Annotated in this window: 16 protein-coding genes; 8 read left to right on the top strand and 8 right to left on the bottom strand. The window is 65.9% G+C overall.

Going from position 1 to position 19,784, the window contains the following annotated elements; translation table 11 throughout:
• Window positions 1-2: 2 nt before the first annotated feature.
• The 5 genes from ABIA45_RS15095 to hpaH form a co-directional block, all read right to left on the bottom strand.
• Window positions 3-872 (bottom strand): fumarylacetoacetate hydrolase family protein, encoded by an 870-nt coding sequence (locus tag ABIA45_RS15095; RefSeq protein WP_157281278.1) that lies wholly within the window; start codon window positions 870-872, stop codon window positions 3-5.
• On the bottom strand, window positions 872-1,855 hold the full coding sequence (gene hpaD, locus ABIA45_RS15090) for a 3,4-dihydroxyphenylacetate 2,3-dioxygenase (RefSeq protein WP_157281281.1): 984 nt from the start codon (window positions 1,853-1,855) through the stop codon (window positions 872-874). The genes ABIA45_RS15095 and hpaD overlap by 1 nt, the downstream gene beginning before the upstream one ends.
• Before the next feature lie 132 nt (window positions 1,856-1,987).
• Window positions 1,988-3,526 carry a 5-carboxymethyl-2-hydroxymuconate semialdehyde dehydrogenase gene (gene hpaE / locus ABIA45_RS15085; RefSeq protein ID WP_404652615.1) on the bottom strand — a complete coding sequence of 513 codons (1,539 nt, stop codon included), beginning with the start codon at window positions 3,524-3,526 and terminating at the stop codon, window positions 1,988-1,990.
• Window positions 3,519-3,917 carry a 5-carboxymethyl-2-hydroxymuconate Delta-isomerase gene (locus ABIA45_RS15080; protein ID WP_404542509.1) on the bottom strand — a complete coding sequence of 133 codons (399 nt, stop codon included), beginning with the start codon at window positions 3,915-3,917 and terminating at the stop codon, window positions 3,519-3,521. The genes hpaE and ABIA45_RS15080 overlap by 8 nt, the downstream gene beginning before the upstream one ends.
• Window positions 3,918-3,945: 28 nt before the next feature.
• Complete coding sequence (hpaH, locus tag ABIA45_RS15075; protein ID WP_271545308.1) at window positions 3,946-4,752, bottom strand: 2-oxo-hept-4-ene-1,7-dioate hydratase; 807 nt, start codon at window positions 4,750-4,752, stop codon at window positions 3,946-3,948.
• 112 nt (window positions 4,753-4,864) lie between these two features.
• Here hpaH and hpaR point away from each other — a divergent pair, with 112 nt between their 5' ends.
• From hpaR to ABIA45_RS15045, 6 genes are all read left to right on the top strand, one after another.
• Entirely contained in the window at window positions 4,865-5,383 is a 519-nt protein-coding gene (gene hpaR / locus ABIA45_RS15070) for a homoprotocatechuate degradation operon regulator HpaR (RefSeq protein ID WP_225149904.1), read from the top strand.
• 114 nt (window positions 5,384-5,497) lie between these two features.
• Window positions 5,498-6,274: an HpcH/HpaI aldolase/citrate lyase family protein gene (locus ABIA45_RS15065; protein WP_404652613.1), complete on the top strand. Its 777-nt coding sequence runs from the start codon at window positions 5,498-5,500 to the stop codon at window positions 6,272-6,274.
• Between the two features lie 95 nt (window positions 6,275-6,369).
• The gene (locus ABIA45_RS15060) at window positions 6,370-7,893 is read left to right on the top strand and encodes a UxaA family hydrolase (RefSeq protein WP_404652611.1); all 1,524 of its coding nucleotides are present in this window, start codon (window positions 6,370-6,372) and stop codon (window positions 7,891-7,893) included.
• Window positions 7,894-8,037: 144 nt separating this feature from the next.
• Complete coding sequence (locus tag ABIA45_RS15055) at window positions 8,038-11,307, top strand: DUF2126 domain-containing protein (RefSeq protein ID WP_404652610.1); 3,270 nt, start codon at window positions 8,038-8,040, stop codon at window positions 11,305-11,307.
• 27 nt (window positions 11,308-11,334) lie between these two features.
• Window positions 11,335-13,848: a circularly permuted type 2 ATP-grasp protein gene (locus tag ABIA45_RS15050; protein ID WP_271545304.1), complete on the top strand. Its 2,514-nt coding sequence runs from the start codon at window positions 11,335-11,337 to the stop codon at window positions 13,846-13,848.
• Window positions 13,845-14,723 (top strand): transglutaminase family protein, encoded by an 879-nt coding sequence (locus ABIA45_RS15045; RefSeq protein ID WP_271545303.1) that lies wholly within the window; start codon window positions 13,845-13,847, stop codon window positions 14,721-14,723. The genes ABIA45_RS15050 and ABIA45_RS15045 overlap by 4 nt, the downstream gene beginning before the upstream one ends.
• Before the next feature lie 74 nt (window positions 14,724-14,797).
• Here ABIA45_RS15045 and ABIA45_RS15040 read toward each other — a convergent pair whose 3' ends face one another.
• The 3 genes from ABIA45_RS15040 to ABIA45_RS15030 are packed head-to-tail and all read right to left on the bottom strand — an operon-like array spanning window position 14,798 to window position 18,512.
• Window positions 14,798-16,909: a xanthine dehydrogenase family protein molybdopterin-binding subunit gene (locus ABIA45_RS15040; protein WP_404652607.1), complete on the bottom strand. Its 2,112-nt coding sequence runs from the start codon at window positions 16,907-16,909 to the stop codon at window positions 14,798-14,800.
• A complete protein-coding gene (locus tag ABIA45_RS15035; protein WP_404542496.1) occupies window positions 16,906-17,883 on the bottom strand; it encodes an FAD binding domain-containing protein in 978 nt (325 codons plus the stop codon). Before ABIA45_RS15035 ends, ABIA45_RS15040 begins: the two co-directional genes overlap by 4 nt.
• 2 nt (window positions 17,884-17,885) lie before the next feature.
• Window positions 17,886-18,512 carry a (2Fe-2S)-binding protein gene (locus tag ABIA45_RS15030; protein ID WP_404542494.1) on the bottom strand — a complete coding sequence of 209 codons (627 nt, stop codon included), beginning with the start codon at window positions 18,510-18,512 and terminating at the stop codon, window positions 17,886-17,888.
• 228 nt (window positions 18,513-18,740) lie between these two features.
• On the opposite strand from ABIA45_RS15030, the gene ABIA45_RS15025 reads away from it, so the two are divergent.
• Window positions 18,741-18,866 carry a hypothetical protein gene (locus tag ABIA45_RS15025; RefSeq protein WP_271545299.1) on the top strand — a complete coding sequence of 42 codons (126 nt, stop codon included), beginning with the start codon at window positions 18,741-18,743 and terminating at the stop codon, window positions 18,864-18,866.
• A 93-nt stretch (window positions 18,867-18,959) separates the two neighbouring features.
• On the top strand, window positions 18,960-19,784 hold the full coding sequence (locus tag ABIA45_RS15020) for a helix-turn-helix domain-containing protein (protein WP_404542491.1): 825 nt from the start codon (window positions 18,960-18,962) through the stop codon (window positions 19,782-19,784).

Raw genomic sequence — 19,784 nt, 5'->3', positions numbered from 1 at the left:
GTTCAGGCTTCGTCGATCACGCCGTTGCGCAAGCGCCCGATCCCCTCGGCCTCGACCTCGACGACATCGCCAGGCTTCAGATAGCGCGGCGGATCGAACCGCGCACCGGCGCCGGTCGGCGTGCCCGTGACGATGATATCGCCGGGGACCAGGGTTGCGAAGGTCGAGATATAGTTCAGGAGATAGCGGAACGGAAACATCAGCCGGCTGGTGCGATCGTCCTGCCTGAGCTCGCCGTTGACATGCGTGGTGAGCCTGACGTCCGCGATCTGCGATTCCCGCGTGTAGGGCACCAGCCACGGGCCGAGGCTGCCGCTGGAATCGAAGTTCTTGCCCTGCGTCACGTTGAACTTGGCGTGGCGCAGCCAGTCACGCACCGAGCCCTCGTTGCAGAGCGTCAGCGCGGCGATGTGATCGAGCGCGGCGCTTTCGGGAATGTGCCGGCCTTGCTTGCCGATCACCAGCACGATCTCGCCCTCATAGTCGAGCTGCGCCGAGGCGCGCGGGCGCACCAGCGGCGTGTCGTGGCCGACGAAGGAGCGGGGCGAGCGCATGAACATGCTGGGATATTTCGGCGCCTCCTGGCCGTCCTTGTACTCGGCGTTACGATCAGGATAGTTGACGCCGATGCAGATGATCTTCTCCGGTGCCGGGACCGGCGGCAACCAGGTGATCTCGCTGAGTGCGTGAACCGGCGTGCGACCAGCGGCTTCCTCTGCAAGGCTCACGAGCTTTCCGGACGCGATCACCTCGCGCAGCGTCGGATAGGTCTGGGCATAGCGCGCGGAGAGATCGACGATGCCGCCTTCCAGAACGGCGCCGTACTTGGTTTCACCCTTGACGGAATAGGTGGCGAGACGAGGCAGCTTCATCAGTCCGCCACCAGCACATCGGCCACGAATTTCGGCTCGCGCACGGCTTGGCCCGTGAACGGCGAGCCCTGCTCGAACCAGGACCGCGGCGCCGGGGCGCCCCACAGCGTCTGGCGGCGCGGATCGCGCAGCGACCAGCGCAGCGGCTCGTGGTCGTGATCTCCGGTGAAATAGTCGCTGGTGTAGAGCTCGAGGCGGTGTCCGTCGGGATCGCGCACATAGAGGAAGAACGCGTTCGAGATGCCATGGCGTCCCGGCCCGCGCTCGATGTTCTTCACAAAACCTTGCGAAGCCATGACGTCGCAGAGATGGATGATGTTCATCGCCGTCGGCGTCCAGTAGGCGAAGTGATGGAGGCGCGGCCCCTTGCCGTTGGTGATCGCAAAATCGTGGACATTGCCCTTGCGATGCATCCAGGCCGCGGCGATGCGCCCGTTCGGCCCGTCCTCCTCGGCATATTCGGTGAGGCGAAAACCGAGCCGGGCGTAGAATTCCATCGTGTCCTGCACTTCGGCCGCGAAGACGTTGAAGTGATCCAGCCGCTGCGGGTGGCAGCCCCGGTAGAGGTCGTAGCGGCGCAGGAGATGCGGCCGCCGCTCCATCGCCGCGTAGAGCTCGATTCTAAAGCCGAAGGGATCGGTGAATTGCAGCGTGCGGCCCTGGAACGGCTGGTCGACGAAGGCGTAGGCGAGGCCGTTCTCGGACAGGAACGTGGCGGCCTTGTCGAGATCTTTGTCGTTGCCGACCTTGAAGCCGAGCCGGGCGCAAGCCGGCACCGCGGCCTTGCGCAGCACCAGCGAGTGATGCTGGTGCTCCTCGGCCGCGCGCAGGTAGACGGCCTCTTCGTCGGCGTCCTCGACATGCAGGCCGACAATGGTCTCGTAGAACTCGCGGCTCAGCTTCAGGTCGGTGACGTCGAGCACGACGTGGCTGGAGCGGATGATGTTGAACGGCGGTTCGAAGACATGTTGCGGTACCGGCATGTGCGTTTCCCCTTCTCGGCTTCGTCATTCCGGGGCTTACGAAGCACGAACCCGGAATCCATTCATCCACCAACTCTGCTGCTCGATGGATCCGGGTTAGGCTCTTCGAGCCGCCCCGGAATGACACCGCCGCTAAATTCCCAGCTTCTGAATCTTGTGCGTGCCCCGCGCTAGCGAGACGTGCTTGGTTTCCATGTAGAAGTCGAACGAATAATCGCCGCCGTCGCGGCCGATGCCTGAAGCCTTCATGCCGCCGAACGGCGTCGGCAGATGGCGGACATTCTCCGAGTTCAGCCAGATCATGCCGGCCTCGAGCGCATCGGCAACACGCAGTGCGCGTCCCATGTCATTGGTCCAGACATAGCCGGTCAGGCCGTAACGGATGTCGTTGGCGATCTCGATCGCGTCCACCTCGTCTCGGAAGGGCAGTACGGTCAGGAACGGCCCGAACACCTCCTCCTGCGCGACCCGCATCTTGCCGTGCGCACCGGTCACCAGCGTCGGCTCGACATAATGCCCGCCGCCGGGGCCGTCGCAGGCCTTGCCGCCGACCGCAATGGTGGCACCGTCCTGGCGCGCCACGTCGAAATAGGAGCAGACCTTTGCCAGATGCCGCTCGTGGATCAGCGGGCCGATCTCGGTGGCGGGATCGAGGGGATGGCCCACCTTGAGCGCCTTCACCCGCGCGGTCAGCTTCTCCACGAATTCTTTCGCGATGCTCTGCTGGATCAGCAGCCGACTCGAAGAGGTGCAGCGCTCGCCATTGAGCGAGTAGATCATGAACACGACGGCATCGAGCGCGCGGTCGAGATCGGCGTCGTCAAACACGATCACCGGGTTCTTGCCGCCAAGCTCGAAATGCACGCGCTTCAAGGTCGGCGCGCCCTGCATCATGATGGCCGAGCCGGTCGCGCTCTCGCCGACGAAGCCGATTGCCTTGATGGCGGGATGCTCGGTCAGCGCCTTGCCCGCTTCCTCGCCAAAGCCGTGCACGGTGTTGAGCACGCCGTCGGGGACGCCGGCTTCCTTCACGAGCCTTCCCAGAATGGAAGCGGTCACCGGCGACCATTCGGCCGGCTTGTGCACGACGGTGCAGCCGGCCGCCAGCGCTGGCGCGATCTTCCAGGTCGAGAGCATGAACGGCGTATTCCATGGCGTGATCACGCCGACCGGGCCGATCGGCACCCGCGTCGAGACGTTCCAATGCTCCTCGCTCGGCGTGTTAAGGCCGTCGCGCGCCTCGCTGCATTTGTCGGCGAAGAAACGGAAATTCTCGGCGGCGCGGATCGCGGCCTTTGCCATGAAGCGATAGGCCTGCCCGGTATCGATGCATTCGAGCACCGCGATGTCCTCGGCATTGTCCTCGATCGCATCGGCCACCCGATGCAGCAGCTTCTTCCGCATCGGCGGGCCCATGTCGCGCCACGACTTGAACGCGAGTGCAGCCGCAGTCGCTGCCGCGTCGATGTCCTCGGCATTGCCCCGCGCGACGCTGGCGAGCACGGCGCCATCGACCGGCGACCTGGTCTCGAACGTCTCGCCCGAGATCGAGGCGACGGTCTTGCCGTCGATCATGTGGCCGATGCCGTCCGCGCGCAGAGTTTTCAAAAGCGGCGCGAGGCGGTCACGGTTGGCCTGGAACAGATCGGCTTTCGGCGTGGGCTTATCCATGAGCGGCCTCCGCTTTCAGGGCGTCGTGAATGTTGTTGCGCTTCCAGCTGGTGTCCTTGTCGTTGATCTGCATGTCGAACGACAGGGCGAACTTGCTGGCGGCGAAGACGGGATCGAGATGTCTTGAGAGCGCCTGGAAGACGTGCTCGCCGGCCTTCTGGCGGGTAGGCAGGTCGCGGCCCTCGCCGATGCGCAGCACCATGTCCAGGAATCCGTAGTCCTGCCGCGCGTCCGCAATCGCATAGTGCTCGCAGCGGATGGCACGAACGCGGATGCCGCCGAGCGGGAAGATACCGGTCTCGCTAGCTGCCTTGCGCACGACCTCGCACACCGCGGCGATGTCGAGACGGCCGTCGAGATTGGCCGAATACTCGATGGTGAAATGCGGCATCGCGGTTTCACTCCCTGTCTTCTTCCGCCTAGGCGAAGTAGCAGCTCACCGAGCCGTAGGCGCCATAATCGGCCTGGATTGTGTCGCCCTTGCGGGTCTCAATCGGACGGATGAACGAGCCGGCGAGCACGACCTGGCCGGGCTCGAGCGCCAGCCCAAGCGGGGCGATCTTGTTGGCGAGCCAGGCGACGGCAGTCGCGGGATGATTGAGCACGCCGGCGGCAAGGCCGGTCTCTTCCAGCTGGCCGTTCTTGAAGCAGAGCGCTCCGATCCAGCGCAGGTCAGCATCCAGCGGGCGGATCGGCCGCCCGCCGAGCACGATGCCGGCATTCGCCGCATTGTCGGCGATGGTGTCGAAGATCTTTCGCGTCGCCTTGGTCTTGGGATCGACGCGCTCGATCCGCGTATCCAAAATCTCCAGCGCCGGCACCACGAAGTCGGTGGCGTTGAGCACGTCGAACAGCGTGCAGTCGGGCCCTGAAAGGCGCTTGCTCATGACGAAGGCGAGCTCGGCCTCGACGCGCGTCGCGATGAAGCGCTCGGTCGGAACGAGGCCGCCATCAGCGAAGAACATGTCGTCGAGCAGCACGCCGGAATCCGGCTCGTCGATGCCAAGCGCGCTCTGCATCGCTTTCGAAGTGAGGCCGATCTTGTGGCCTTTGACCACGCGCCCCTCGGCGATCTTGACGTCGACCCAGGCCTTCTGAATCGCATACGCATCCGAGATGCTGATGTCCGGGAAGTCGTGCGAGAGCTGCCGGATTTGCGTGCGCGTCTTCTCCGCCTGGTGCAGACGCCTCGCGCAAGCTTGGATATCGTCGTTGGAAAGCGCCATTTGTGATCTTACAAATCGTGGTGCCGCGGAGATACTTAACATGTTAAGTGAATGCGTCAAACACAAATTCGGCTTGCTGCACTGCAAACGTTTTGCGGCTTGAAGGGGCGTCATGACCAAGAAATCTGCCGATCCCGCCAACGGTCACCCGCCTGCCGCGCGCCAGGTGCCGATGCGCGATTTCTCGCGCTCGCTGCCGATGTCGCTGCTGCGGGCACGGGAAGCGGTGATGCGGCAGTTTCGTCCCTCGCTACGCGAGCACGGCCTGACCGAGCAGCAATGGCGCATCCTGCGCGCGCTGGCGGCGATCGAGGCGGTCGAGGTCACGGAACTCGCGCGCACCGCGTTCCTGCTCGGGCCGAGCCTGTCGCGCATCCTGCGCGACCTCGAGGCGCGCAACCTGATCGAGCGCAAGACGGCGAAGGCCGACCAGCGCCGCAGCATGGTCTCGATCTCGAAGGAGGGGCTGAAGCTGATGGCCTCGGTCGCGCCGACGTCGGAGGCGATCTATGCCGAGATCACGCGGCGCTTCGGCGCCCGCAAGCTCGCCGAATTGCAGGAGATGCTCGGCGAGCTCGAACGGAGCCTTGCCGGGCTCGGCGGCGCGGACGAGACAATAGCCGGGGAGTGAAACCAGATATGCGTGCGTGCGCGGCGAGAGCCATGGACATTCACGCTTTTTTTCGCTCAAAGTGCGGCCCAACCGATCCGCGGCGAGTGAGAGCAACAGGGAAGGAAAGGCAACGTGGCGAACAAAGTCAAAGAGATCTGGAAGTCGGGCAAGGCGGTCGTCAACGCCTGGCTTGCCATTCCCTCCGGCTTCTCGGCCGAGATGGTCGCGCAATGCGGCTTCGACAGCGTCACGGTCGACATGCAGCATGGCGTGCAGGACTATCTCTCGATGGTGCAGTGCTTCCAGGCCATGGACAAGCATCCGGTCACCCCGATGGTCCGCGTGCCCTGGAACGAGCCTGGCATCATCGGCAAGGTGCTCGACGGCGGCGCCTATGGCGTGATCTGCCCGATGGTCAACACGCCGCAGGAAGCCCGGAACCTGGTCTCCTATTCGAAATATCCACCCAAGGGCGTGCGCTCCAACGGTCCGATCCGCGCCGGCATGTACGGCACCGCGGGCTCCTATCAGAAGACGGCCAACGACGAGATCGTGCTGCTGCCGATGATGGAGACGCGGACCGCCGTCGAGAACATGGAAGCGATCCTCGACGTCGAAGGCATCGACGGCGTCTATATCGGCCCGTCCGATCTCGGCTTCTCCTACGGCCTCGAGCCCAAGCTCGACCGCAGCGAGCCCGAGATCCTCGCGATCTACGAGAAGATCATCAAGGAATGCAGCAAGCGCGGCCTCAACCCGGGCATTCATTGCAGCGGCGCCGAGGGCGCAGCGCGCGCGATCAACATGGGCTTCAAGCTGGTGACGCTGTCCAACGAAGTCGGCCTGATGACCACCTACGCCAAGATGCAGGTGAACGCGACCCGCAAGGATTCGGGCGGCAAGGCGTAAAAAACCCGCGCATGGCGAATGGGAGTAGCGAATAGGGCTGCTCCCATTTCCACTCGCCATTCGCTATTCGCTACTCGCCTCCGAAGGAGACTTCCATGACCATCAGCCCCGTCATCCGCCTGCATCCCGATGATGGTGTGGTGATCGCGCGCGCGAGCCTGCCGCCGGGAACATTGGTCGCCGACGGCGTGACCACGGTCGATCGCATCCCCTCCGGCCACAAGGTCGCGATCAAGCCGATCGCCGAAGGCGAGCCGATCAGGCGGTACGGCCAGATCATCGGCTTTGCCACGCAAGCCATCGCGCCGGGCCAGCACGTGCACGTGCAGAATTGCGGCATGGGTGATTTCGCCAAGGACTATGCCTATTGCGTCGACGTCAAGCCGACGCCGAATTTCGACCTGCCGGCGACCTTCGAGGGCATCCGCCGTCCGGACGGCCGCGTCGCCACGCGCAACTATATCGGCATCCTCACCTCGGTGAATTGCAGCGCGCATGTCGCGAGCCTCGTCGCCGACGTCTTCAAGAAGAATCCCTTCACCGGCGACAATCCGCTCGCCGACTTCCCCAACGTCGACGGCGTCGTCGCGCTGACCCACAAGACCGGCTGCGGCATGACGCAGAACGAGCCGCTGGCGCTGCTCCGCCGCACGCTCGGCGGCTATGCGCGGCACGTCAACTTCTCCCACGTCATCGTGCTCGGCCTCGGCTGCGAGGTGAACCAGATCGGCGGCCTCATGGAAGAGCAGAAGCTTGCCGGACGACTGCGCGCGATGGACATCCAGGAGGTCGGCGGCACCCGCAAGACGGTCGAAGCCGGCATCGCCTTCGTGCGCGAGGCGCTGACTGACGCCGACAAGGTCCAGCGCGAGACGGTGCCGGCGAGCGAGCTCACCGTGGCGCTGCAATGCGGCGGCTCGGACGGCTATTCCGGCGTTTCCGCCAATCCCGCGCTGGGGGCGGCCAGCGACCTCATCGTACGCCACGGCGGCACCGTGATCCTGTCGGAGACGCCGGAGACCTACGGCGCCGAGCACCTGCTCACCCGCCGCGCCGTCAGCCGCGAGGTCGGCGAGAAGCTGGTCGATCTGATGCGCTGGTGGGACGAATATACCACGCGCGAAGGCGCCGAGATGAACGCCAATCCGAGCCCCGGCAACAAGGCCGGCGGCCTCACCACCATTTTGGAAAAGTCCCTCGGCGCGATGGCGAAGGCCGGCACCACCAATCTCGTCGAGGTGCTGCGCTATGCCGAGCCCGTCACCAAGAAGGGGTTCGTGTTCATGGACACGCCCGGCTACGATCCGGTGGCCGCCACCGGACAGGTCGCCGGCGGCGCCAACCTCGTCTGCTTCACCACGGGCCGCGGCAGCGTGTTCGGCTGCAAGCCGGCGCCGTCGATCAAGCTCGCCACCAACACGCCCATGTACAAGCGCATGGAAGAGGACATGGACGTCAATTGCGGCACCATCCTGGAAGGCGAGGAGAGCGTCGAACAATGCGGTCAGCGCATCTTCGATCTCATCCTCAAGACCGCCTCGGGCCAGCCGACCAAGAGCGAGAGCTTCGATTTCGGCGGCGCCGAGTTCGCGCCCTGGGTGCTGGGCGCGACGATGTGAGAGAGGCGAATGGCGAGTAGGGAGTGGCCGCAATTCGCCACTCACCACTCGCCCGTGCCTTAGGCACGGTCTGCCCGTTGTTAGTGCTTGATCGCATTGACCTCCGGTGTTCTGCTCAAAAATGCTGCTGGAGCACCGCATCCCTTGTCGATCTACGTCGCGCTACACCACGTCACGCACTACAAATACGACCGCCCGATCGACCTCGGCCCGCAGACCATCCGGCTGCGGCCGGCCCCGCATACGCGCACGCCGATCCTGAGCTATTCGCTCAAGGTCACGCCCTCCAATCATTTCGTGAACTGGCAGCAGGACCCGCAGGGCAACTGGCTGGCGCGCTATGTCTTTCCGGAGAAGACCACCGAACTGAAATTCGAGGTCGACTTCACGGCGCAGATGACCGTGGTCAACCCGTTCGACTTCTTCGTCGAGCCCTATGCCGACAGCTTTCCGTTCGAATACCCCAAGGATCTGAAGACGGAGCTTGCGCCTTATCTCGAGACCATCAAGCCCGACCGTCTGTTCGCCAGGTTCCTCGATTCGATCCCGCACGAGGCCCCCAACACCGTCAACTTCCTGGTCGACCTTAATCGCGAGATCCAGAAGAAGGTTCGCTACATCATCCGCATGGAGCCGGGCGTGCAGACGCCGGAGGAGACGCTTGCCTCAGGCGCGGGCTCATGCCGCGACTCCGCCTGGCTCCTGATCCAGACCTTCCGCCATCTCGGGCTCGCCGCCCGCTTCGTCTCGGGCTATCTGGTCCAGATCCGTCCCGACATCGATCCGATCGAGGGACCGCCGGAAGTCGAGAACGACTTTACCGATCTGCACGCCTGGGCCGAGGTCTATCTGCCGGGTGCCGGCTGGATCGGATTCGACGCGACCTCGGGCATGCTCGCAGGCGAAGGGCACATCCCCGTCGCAGCCACGCCGCACTATCGATCCGCGGCGCCGATCTCCGGCGGGGCCGGCTTTGCCGAGGTCGAGTTCTCCTTCGACATGAGCGTGAGGCGCATCCGCGAGGCGCCGCGCATCACAAAGCCGTTCTCCGACGAATCCTGGGCGCGCCTCAACGATCTCGGCGAGCAGGTCGACGGCGATCTCGCCGCCCATGACGTGCGCCTCACCATGGGCGGCGAGCCGACCTTCGTCTCGGTCGACGATCTCGAGGCCGGCGAGTGGAACACGGAAGCGGTCGGCCCGACCAAGCGCGCCCTCGGCGACGATCTGATCCGCCGGCTGCGCACGCGCTTCGCGCCGGGCGGGCTGCTGCATTACGGCCAGGGCAAATGGTATCCGGGCGAGAGCCTGCCGCGCTGGGCCTTCGGCCTCTATTGGCGCAAGGACGGCGTGCCGATCTGGAAGAATGCCGACCTCATCGCCAAGGTCGAAAACCCGCGTCGCGCCGAGGTGAAGGACGCCGAGACCTTCATGGAAGGCACCGCGGCCCGGCTCGGCCTCGATGCCGGCTACATCATGCCGGCTTATGAGGACACCGCGTACTGGCTCCAGAAGGAGGCGGAGCTTCCCGTCAACGTCGATCCCTCCGATTCCAAACTATCCGATCCGGAAGCCCGCGCGCGGATGGCGCGCGTGTTCGACGAGGGCCTCAACACACCGCGCGGCTTCGTGCTGCCGGTGCAGCGCTGGAACGCGCCGCCGCGTTGGCGCAGCGAGCGATGGCAACTCCGGCGCAATCATCTGTTCCTGATGCCGGGCGATTCGCCGCTCGGTTTGCGCCTGCCGATCGGCTCGCTCGGTTACGTCCCGCCCAACCAATATCCCTACATCGTCGAGCAGGACCCGATGGAGGCGCGGGACAAGCTGCCGGTGTTCACGCTCGCGGCGCGGCCGGAATCCCCGCCGCGGGCCGCGCCCGAGCATCTCAACACCTCCGTCCCGGTTCGCACCGCGATGTCGGTCGAAGTCCGCGACGGCGTGCTCTGCGCCTTCATGCCGCCGGTCGAGCGCATCGAGGACTATCTCGAACTGGTCGCCGCGCTCGAAGCCACCGCGGAGGAGATGCAGCTCCAGGTCCATGTCGAGGGCTACCCGCCGCCGTTCGACCCGCGCATCGAGGTGATCAAGGTGACGCCCGACCCCGGTGTCATCGAGATCAACATCCAGCCGGCGAAGAACTGGCGCGATGCGGTCGAGATCACGACCGGTCTCTATGAGGATGCGGCGAAGGTGCGCCTCGGCGCCAACCGTTTCCTGGTCGACGGCCGTCACACCGGCACCGGTGGCGGCAATCACGTCGTGATCGGCGGCTCCTCACCGCAAGACTCGCCGTTCCTGCGCCGGCCCGATCTTCTGAAGAGCCTGGTGCTGTATTGGCAGCGCCATCCGGCGCTGTCCTATTTCTTCTCCGGGCTTTTCATCGGTCCGACCAGCCAGGCGCCGCGCATCGACGAAGCCCGGCACGACAGCATCTACGAGCTCGAGATCGCGCTCTCGCACGTGCCGCCGCCGGGCACGCAGACGCCGCTGTGGCTGGTGGACCGGCTGTTCCGGCACCTTCTGGTCGACATCACCGGCAATACCCACCGTGCCGAGATCTGCATCGACAAGCTCTATTCACCGGAAGGGCCCACGGGCCGGCTCGGCCTCGTCGAATTCCGCGCGCTCGAAATGCCGCCGGATCCGCGCATGTCGCTCGCGCAGCAGCTCCTGATCCGCGCGCTGATCGCAAAGTTCTGGCGCGAGCCGCTGAGCGGCAAGTTCGTGCGCTGGGGCACCGCGCTGCACGATCGCTTCATGCTGCCGCATTTCATCTGGGAAGATTTTCTCGACGTGCTCGGTGAGCTCAAGCAATCGGGCTATCCGTTCGAGCCGGAATGGTATCTGGCCCAGCTCGAATTCCGCTTCCCCGCTTTCGGCCGCATCCATCATGGCGGAGTGACGCTGGAGCTGCGGCAAGCGCTCGAGCCTTGGCACGTGCTCGGCGAGGAGGGCTCGGCCGGCGGCACCGTGCGCTATGTCGATAGCTCGGTCGAGCGGCTCCAGGTCAAGGCCGAAGGCTTCGTCGAGGGCCGCCATGTCGTCACCTGCAACGGCCGCCGCCTGCCGATGACCCCGACCGGCCGCTCCGGCGAGGCTGTGGCCGCCGTCCGCTTCAAGGCCTGGCAGCCGGCCTCCGGCCTGCACCCGACCATCCCCGTGCACGCGCCGCTGACCTTTGACCTGATCGATACCTGGAACGGCCGCTCGCTCGGCGGCTGCGTCTACCACGTCGCCCATCCCGGCGGGCGCAACTACGACACCAAGCCGGTCAATACCTACGAGGCCGAGGCCCGGCGGCTGGCGCGCTTCCAGGACCACGGTCACACCCCGGGTCCGATGCAGCCGCCGCCCGAGGAACGCACAAATGAATTTCCGCTGACCCTCGACTTGCGGACCCCGCTCCTGCAATGAGTATGATGGTGGGGGAGGGAAAGGCCCATGGGCGAGGGCGCAGCCGAAGACAACGACCAGGCGGGCAGGGCAAATGCCCAGCAGCGGATTGCGCAGTGGGTCCGCGACTATAGCCGCCTGCCCGGCATCCCCGACGAGTTCCTGGGGCCCGACGGTGCGCCGCGCGCGGTCTGGAGCCGCTTCTTCGACGCCTTCGGCGCGCTGGCGCCCGACGAGATCGAGCGCCGCTTCGGCATGGCCGATCGCCATCTCCGCGAGGCCGGCGTCACCTACCGCGCGCCCGGCGATAGCGCCGACCGGCCCTGGTCGATCAGCCATCTGCCGCTTTTGATCGACGAGGCCGACTGGCAGCAGCTTTGCGCCGGCATCACCCAGCGTGCCGAGCTGCTCGAGCGCGTGCTGCGCGACATCTATGGCGAGGGGCGCCTCGTGGCCGAAGGCGCGCTCCCGGCCGCGGCGATCGCCGGCAGTCCCGAATATCTCCGTCCCGTCTGCGGCGTGCCGCCGCCCGGCGGACGCTATCTCTCGATCTATGCCGCCGATGTTGGCCGCGGGCCCGACGGCCGCTGGTGGGTGCTCGGCGACCGCACCCAGGCGCCATCGGGTGCGGGCTACGCGCTGGAGAACCGCCTGGTGCTGTCGCGCGCCTTCTCCGATCTCTACAAGTCGATGAACGTGCCGCGCGTCGCGCCGTTTTTCGAAGCGTTCCGCGACTCCCTTCGCGCGCGCGCCGATCGCGACGAGCCCAGGATCGGCGTGCTCACCCCCGGCAGCTTCAGCGAGACCTATTTCGAGCACGCGACGCTGGCGCGCTATCTCGGATTCCTGCTGGTCGAGGGCGACGATCTCGCGGTCAGCGACAATCGCGTCCACATCCGCACCGTCGCCGGCCTGAAGCGGCTGGATGTGCTGTTGCGCCGGGTCGATTCCAACTCGCTCGATCCGCTCGAGCTCGATGCCTCCTCGCGGCTCGGCGTGCCCGGCCTGATCGACGTGCTGCGCAAGGACGGCGTCGTCGTCGCCAACATGCCGGGCTCGGGCGTTTTGGAGGCGCGGGCGCTGCTCGGCTTCCTGCCGGCGCTGAGCCGCCGCCTGCTCGGCGAAGACCTGAAGATGCCGCACATCGCGACCTGGTGGTGTGGCCAGCGCGTGGCGCGCGACGAGGTGCTGGCGCGGCTCGACGAGGTCGCGATCGAAGGCGCCTATCGCCGCGGCGTTCCCGGCTTCGACTCCAGCGGTCCGGTGCTCGCGAGCGAGCTCGACGCGAGCGGACGGCAGCGCCTGATCGAGGCGATCGGCGCGCGCGGCATGGACTATGTCGGCCAGGAGGTGGTGCGGCTCTCGACCATGCCGGTGTGGGAGCATGGGCAGCTCACGCCGCGTCCCTTCGTGCTGCGCGTGTTCGCGGCCGCCACGCCGGATGGCTGGGCCATCATGCCGGGCGGCTTCTGCCGCATCGCCGAGCAGCCGGACGCGCGCGCGGTGTCGATGGGCGACGGCGCGCGCGCCGCCGACGTCTGGGTCGTCTCCGACAAGCAGGTCGCGACCGCGACGCTTCTGCCCGCGATCGACAAGGTGCGCATCCGCCGTATCGCCGGCGTGCTGCCGAGCCGCGCCGCCGACAATCTGTTCTGGCTCGGCCGCTATCTCGAGCGCGCCGAGGCGACGCTGCGGCTGGTGCGCGCTTTGGGCTCGCCGAGCGGGCCGAACAAGGGCACCGCGGCCTCGGTGCAATCGGCCGAACGCATCCAGCGCCTGCTGGTGGCCTGGGGCGCGGTTTCGCAATCCTCACGCACGGCCGCGGGGCGCATCGTCGCCGAAGCGCTGCAGGGCGCGGAGCGTTTCGGCTCGGCCCTGTCGCTGGTGAGGGCGGCGCAGCGCACGGCGACCTCCTTGCGCGAGCGGCTGTCGCCCGATGCCTGGCAGGTGATCACCGAGATGGCCGAGCGCCTCGCCATCGAGGTGGAGGACGACGACAGCGTGCTGAGCGCCGCCGAGCTGACCTTGCAGGAGCTGGCGAGCTTCGCAGGCCTTGCGCAGGAGAATATGAATCGCGCCGCCGGCTGGCGCTTCCTCGACATCGGCCGCCGTATCGAGCGCGCCATCAACACCACGCGCTTCACCCGCCAGTTCGCCTATGACGAGGCCGGTGACGAGGATCTCGACATCCTGCTGACGCTGGTGGATTGCCAGATCACCTACCGCTCGCGTTATCTGCTGGCGCCGATCCTGGCCCCGGTGCGCGACCTCGCGGTGCTCGACGGCTACAATCCGCGTTCGGTGGCGTTCCAGGTGACGACGCTGAACGAGCACATCGCCGCGCTGCCGAGCCTGAAGGAGCATGGCCTGATCGAGAAGCCGCAGCGTCTGGCGGTGGCGATGCAGGCGATGCTCGCGACCGCCGAGGCTGAGAAGCTCGAGGTCAAGACGCTGTTCGCCCTGGAGCAGGATCTGCTCAGCCTCGGCGAGGCGATCGGGCAGCACTACTTCCCGCACGGCCCCAATGCCAGCCGGCCGGAAAAGCTGACGGGGCTGGCGTGATCTACGACATCCGTCACGTCACCACCTACGAGTACGAGAATCCCGTCAGCTTCGCCCGCTGCACGCTGCGACTGGAGCCCGCAAGCGGCGGCGGCCAGGAGCTGATCTCGCACGAGGTCGAGATCCATCCGCGCCCGGCCGAGCGCAATGTGCGGCGCGACTTCTTCGGCACGCTGACCGAGAGCGTGGTGATCGAAGCCGCGCATCGCAATCTGCGCATCGACTCGCGCTCGCGCGTCTCGGTGTCGCGCAAACCGCCGGCCCGCGATGCGGTCAGCCCGCCCTGGGAGAGCGTCCGCGATGTCGCGTTCGAAGCCACCAGCCTCGGGCCGTCCTCGCCGGTCGGCTATGTCTTTGCCAGCCCCCTGGTGCCGGTGCTGCGCCCGGTCAGCGCCTATGCGGGGATAAGCTTTCCGCCCGGCGCGGGCATCCTCACCGGCGCCGTCGACCTGATGCGACGGATCCGCGGCGAATTCCGCTACGATCCGAAGGCGACCGTGATCTCGACACCGCTCGACGAGGTGTTCGACAAGCGTCACGGCGTCTGCCAGGACTTCGCCCATGTCATGATTGCCGGGCTGCGCGGGCTTGGCCTGCCGGCGGCCTATGTCAGCGGTTATCTGCGCACCGCTCCGCCGCCGGGACAGCCGCGTCTGCAAGGCGCCGACGCCAGCCATGCCTGGGTCTCGTTATGGTGCGGGCCGGAGCTCGGCTGGATCGATCTCGATCCGACCAACGATCTCCTCATCGGCAACGATCACATCGTGCTCGCAATGGGGCGCGATTTTTCCGACGTCTCGCCGGTCGACGGCATCATCGTCGGCTCGCCCAAGCAGAAGCTCAGCGTTGCCGTCGACGTGCTGCAGGTGGAGTAGGGCGGGTACGTCAGCCTCTTCGATGCAGCACAATCATATGCCCAGGAGCGGCGTATGCCACCCTCTTTACAGCGCTAAGCGGTCAGCACGTCTTCGATCCGGATCGGCAGGGTGCGGACGCGCTTGCCGGTCGCATGAAAGACGGCGTTCGCGATCGCGGGGGCGATACCGACCAGGGCGATTTCGCCGAGACCCTTGACCCCGAGTTCATTGACGTGCGGATCCGACTCCTCGACGAAGTGCGCTTCGACCTGGGGAATGTCCAGGTTGACGGGCATCAGGTAGTCGGCCATGTGAGCGTTGACCGGCCGGCCGTCGCGAGCGTCGAGAACGGTGCGCTCCATCAGCGCCATACCGATGCCGCCGACCATTCCGCCGGTGCATTGGCTGCGGGCGAGACGCGGGTTGACGACGCGGCCGATGCCATAGGCGCCGACCGCGCGGCGGACGCGGATCGTGCCGACGTCGGGATCGACGGCGACCTCGACGAAGACGGCGCCGAACGAGTGCATCGAGAACCTGGCGGCAGCCTCGGGATCCCGCTGAGACGACGCCGTGGCTTCGATCGGTCGATCGTTCCGGTCCTTCGCGGCCTGTTCCCGCACGGCGATGCAGGCAGCGCGGATCGCGGAGCCGACCGAGGCCATGGTCCAAGAGCCGCCGTGGGATGGTGCAGGCGGATAATCTGAGCGGCCAAGGCTGAAGCGCACCTTTTCGACGGGGAGCCCGAGAGTCTCGGCGGCGACCTGCGTCATCGACGTATAGGTGCCCGGACCCATGTCGCTGGCCGCGATCTCGACCTCGGCTGTCCCGTCGCGAAGCAGCCGCGCCCGCGCGGTGGCCGGCGCGTGAAAGGCCGGATAGCTTGCCGAGGCTACTCCCATCCCGATCAGCAGGCGGCCGTCGCGCATCGAGCGCGGTTCGGGCGTACGGCGCGACCAGCCGAATCGTTCGGCCCCGAGATCGTAGCATTTCATCAGCGATCGGCTGGAGAAGGGCTTGTTTTCTCCCTCGTCGATCTCCGGCTCGTTCCGGCGCCGCAGATCGATCGGATCCAGGCGGAGCCTATAAGCCAACTCGTCCATGGCGCATTCGAGCGCGAAAACGCCGCTGGCCTCGCCAGGGCCACGCATGTGGTTTGGCGTTCCGGTATCGAGCGGGACCAGGCGGTAGCGCGTCCGCACGTTGGGCGAGGAGTAGAGGAACGTCGTGACCGAGGTCAGGGCTTCCATGAATTCTTCGTAGCGACTGGTCTCGCCCGTACCTTCGTGCACCACGCTGATGAGCTTTCCATCCGCCGTGGCGCCGAGAGCGATCCTCTGCACCGTGCGCGGCCGATGTCCGGTCGTGAAGAACATCTGCTTGCGCGTCAGGACGAGCTTCACCGGGCGGCCAACGTGGCGGGCGGCCATGGCCGCGAGCGTCACATGAGGCCACGTTCTGAGCGAGGTCCCGAAGGCCCCGCCGATGAACGGGCAGATCACCGTCACTTTCTCGGGTGACAAACCGAAGATCGCCGCGATCTCGGCCTGCTCGTTGACGACGAACTGGCTCTTGCTCCAAAGCGTCAGGCGGTCACCGTTCCAGCTGGCGATCGTCGCATGCGGCTCCATCGGATTGTGGTTCTCGCGCGCGATGTCATAGGTCTCGTCGACCTTCACCGGCGCGTCGGCCAGAGCCTTATCCGCGCTTCCGCGCGTCGTGTCGGCGGGAAGCCGGGCGTCCGGCTGTTTGCCGGCCTCCGGTACGATGGGACGAGCTTCAGGGCCCGCGGAATCGACGATTGGCCGCTCGGCCTTGTAGGTGACGCGCAGCGCCGCGGCGGCCCGCTCCGCCTGCGCGATGGTCGCGGCAACGACGAGCGCCACCGGCTGGCCGTGGAAGCGCACAAGATCGTCCTGCAGCACATGCAGCCGCTCGCCCGTCGCCGGATCGATGTAGCTCTTGTGCGGGCCGTACGCCAGGCGTGGCGCGTTGAGATGCGAGAGAACGGCGAGAACGCCCGGCATCTTCTCGACCGCCGCGCTGTCTACGCCGGTCAATCGTCCAAGCCCTATTGTGGCGCTGACGATCACGGCATAGGCCTGGCCCGGCTGATTAAAATCGGCCGCGTACCGCGCGGAGCCGGTGACCTTGGCGCGGCCATCCACGCGGGGCAGCGGCTGTCCGATGACGCTGATCGTCATGCAATTCCTCCCGTCATTTCGAAGGCGCGGACGATCGTCCGCGGCAGGAGTTCGAGTTTGTAATGATTGCCGGACAGCGGGCGGGCCCCTTCCAACGCCGATCGGGCGGCCGCCTCAAACACCTGCCGGCCCGGTACCTTGCCGATCAGCGCCGCTTCCACCGCGCGCATGCGCCAAGGTCGGGTGCCGACCCCGCCAACCGCGAGCCGCGCGCCGCGGATCACGCCGTCCACGACGTCGAGCGCCGCTGCCGCGGAGACCAGCGCAAATTCGTAAGACGCGCGGTCGCGCACCTTGAGGTAGCGCGCCCGGCGGCTATCAGGCCCCCCGGGGATCCGCACTTCAACGATGAGCTCGCCCGGCAGCAGCGTGTGTTCGAGATGGGGGGTGTCGCCGGGCAAGCGAAACAGCTCCTCGACCGGGAAAGTGCGCTCGCCCTTCGGACCCCTGACCTGCATGGTGGCGTCGAGCGCGACCAGCGCGACCGCAACGTCCGAGGGGTGCGTCGCCACGCAGTGATCGCTGGTGCCGAGAATGGCGTGACCGGCATTCAGGCCGTCGCGTGCGGCGCAACCTGAGCCAGGGCTGCGCTTGTTGCAGGATGCGTCGAGCATCCGAAAGTAGGGGCAGCGGACGCGCTGGAGCAGGTTGCCGCCGATCGAGGCCATGTTGCGCAGTTGCGGTGAGGCGCCCTCGATCAGGCTCTCGGAGATCAGCGGGTAAAGACGCTGAACATCGGAGTGGGCGGCGATGTCGGCCATCCGCGCGAGCGCGCCGATGACGAGATTGGACCGGTCGACGCGAATACCGGAGAGCGGAAGCGCATTGATGTCGACGAGCTGCTGCGGCTGCTCCACCTCGTCGCGCATGAGATCGATCAATGTCGTGCCGCCGGCGATGAGGCGGCCTCCGGAGGACGCGGCGGCGACGGCGGCCTCGATGGAGGTCACCTTCTCGATCGTGAACGGGAGCATGGTCAGACCCTCTTGGCGGCGTCGGCAACGGCGGCGACGATCCCGGGATACGCCCCGCAGCGACAGATATTGCCGCTCATCCAGAACCGAATGTCCTCCGGCGAGCCCGCATGGCCTTCGGCGATGCAGCCGACGGCCGACATGATCTGCCCGGGGGTACAGAAGCCGCATTGCAAGCCGTCGTGCTCGACGAATGCGCTCTGGAGCGGATGAAGCTCACCATTCTTCTCGAGACCCTCGATCGTCTCGACTGTGGCCCCGTCGTGCATCGCAGCCAGCGTCAGACACGACACGACCCGCCTGCCGTTGAGCAGGATGGTGCAAGCGCCGCAGGCGCCCTGATTGCAGCCCTTCTTCGTACCGGTGAGACCGAGATCTTCGCGCAGGACGTCGAGCAGGGATTGCCGCGTATCCAAGTCAAGCTCCTGTCTCGTTCCGTTCACGTTCAGGCGAACCCGTGCCGTCGATGCAGCGGGCTTGCTTTCGGATGCGGGTTGCGCGGCAACTTGGGGCACCACCGCCATGGAAGCCGCTCCGCCGACAGTCAGCAGGAGCGAACGGCGCGATACTCCGCCCCGCGTGCTTTCGGTCTCAGCAGCGCCGGCGGCGAACGGCTCTTGGTTTGTCATGGTGGTCGGGATCCCCTCGGATGATCCCGCCCAGTAAGCCACGATCCCGGCGGACGCACCGTTCCGATATTGCGGCGACTATCGCAATCTTGCGACGAAGTGGTGCCGGCGCCTAAGGACTCTGCTTCTCGCCCATTGCGGCGAAAGGCCGCCCAGCTGTGAGGGGGCGCAATGAGATCAAGCCCGACCCTTGCGCTATCTTCCCATCGGCGTTGTCTCGATACCGCCATGTCCATCATGCGCAGTATTTGGGCAATCAGTCAGAAGACATTTCGGGCCGAAGCTTCCCTTCCCCGCAATGTCGTGAAATATTGGTATGTTGATGAAGCGCCTGTCGCGGGTGCGGTCAAATAGTGCGTAACCAAAGCGATGCCCGATCCGGTACACACACGAGAACGAAACCCTTCTCAATCTATGATCCGGATTCTATCGGAGGCACCGCCGCCGTTGGCACCCATCCAGCTAGACTGCGGCACTCAACTCACTCATCGTTTTGTTCGCGGCACGCGTTACGGCTATGCCCCGGGCATGCCCGGACACCTTGTCGGCACCTATTATGGTGAGCCTCAACACAGTGCGTGGACGGTTGAGCGACGGCGGCTCTCCGCTCCGCTGCGGCCCAATTCCATCACAGTGATTCCCGAGCGGCATGATGGAGATTGGGAAGTTGACGGACCGCTGCACGTGTCCCATGTCTACCTCACCAACGAACGACTGGAGCATTGCCGAACGCTCATCGGCGGACGAGGCAATGTAGAGCTGATAGCACGCGTCGGCAGCGAAGACGCCGTGACCTCGCAGATTCTCGCGATCCTCAGCAACCCCGCCGTCATTGCCGATCCTTCGGCAAAGTTGCTGGTCGATCGCTCGGTCGACCTGCTCTGCATCCAGTTGTTGCGTTTGCACAGCATAGTACAACTGCCGCAGAGCCCCGCCTATACTCGCGGCGGGCTCGCACGCTGGCAGCTTAAGCGTGTGACCGATTACATGCTGGCGCATCTCGACAAGCCGATCGGCCTCGACGAACTGGCGTCGCTCGTCGGCCTCAGCCGCTACCACTTTTGCACGGCGTTCCGCCTCTCGACCGGATTGACGCCGCATGTCTGGTTAACTCGGCAACGCATATTGCTTGCACAACGGCTGCTGAATGATCCAAATCTATCGATCAGTGAAGTTGCGCTCGCGGTCGGATATTCGACGCCATCGGCTTTCGCCCAGACCTTCCGCAGAATTGTCGGCACGACGCCCCGAAGTTTCCGCCGATCCTTGTAG

The organism is Bradyrhizobium sp. USDA 336 (genome assembly GCF_044908355.1).
GTDB lineage: Bacteria > Pseudomonadota > Alphaproteobacteria > Rhizobiales > Xanthobacteraceae > Bradyrhizobium > Bradyrhizobium yuanmingense.
The sequence above is the reverse complement of the archived record's forward strand: the minus strand, read 5'-3'. Positions and strand labels throughout refer to the sequence as shown.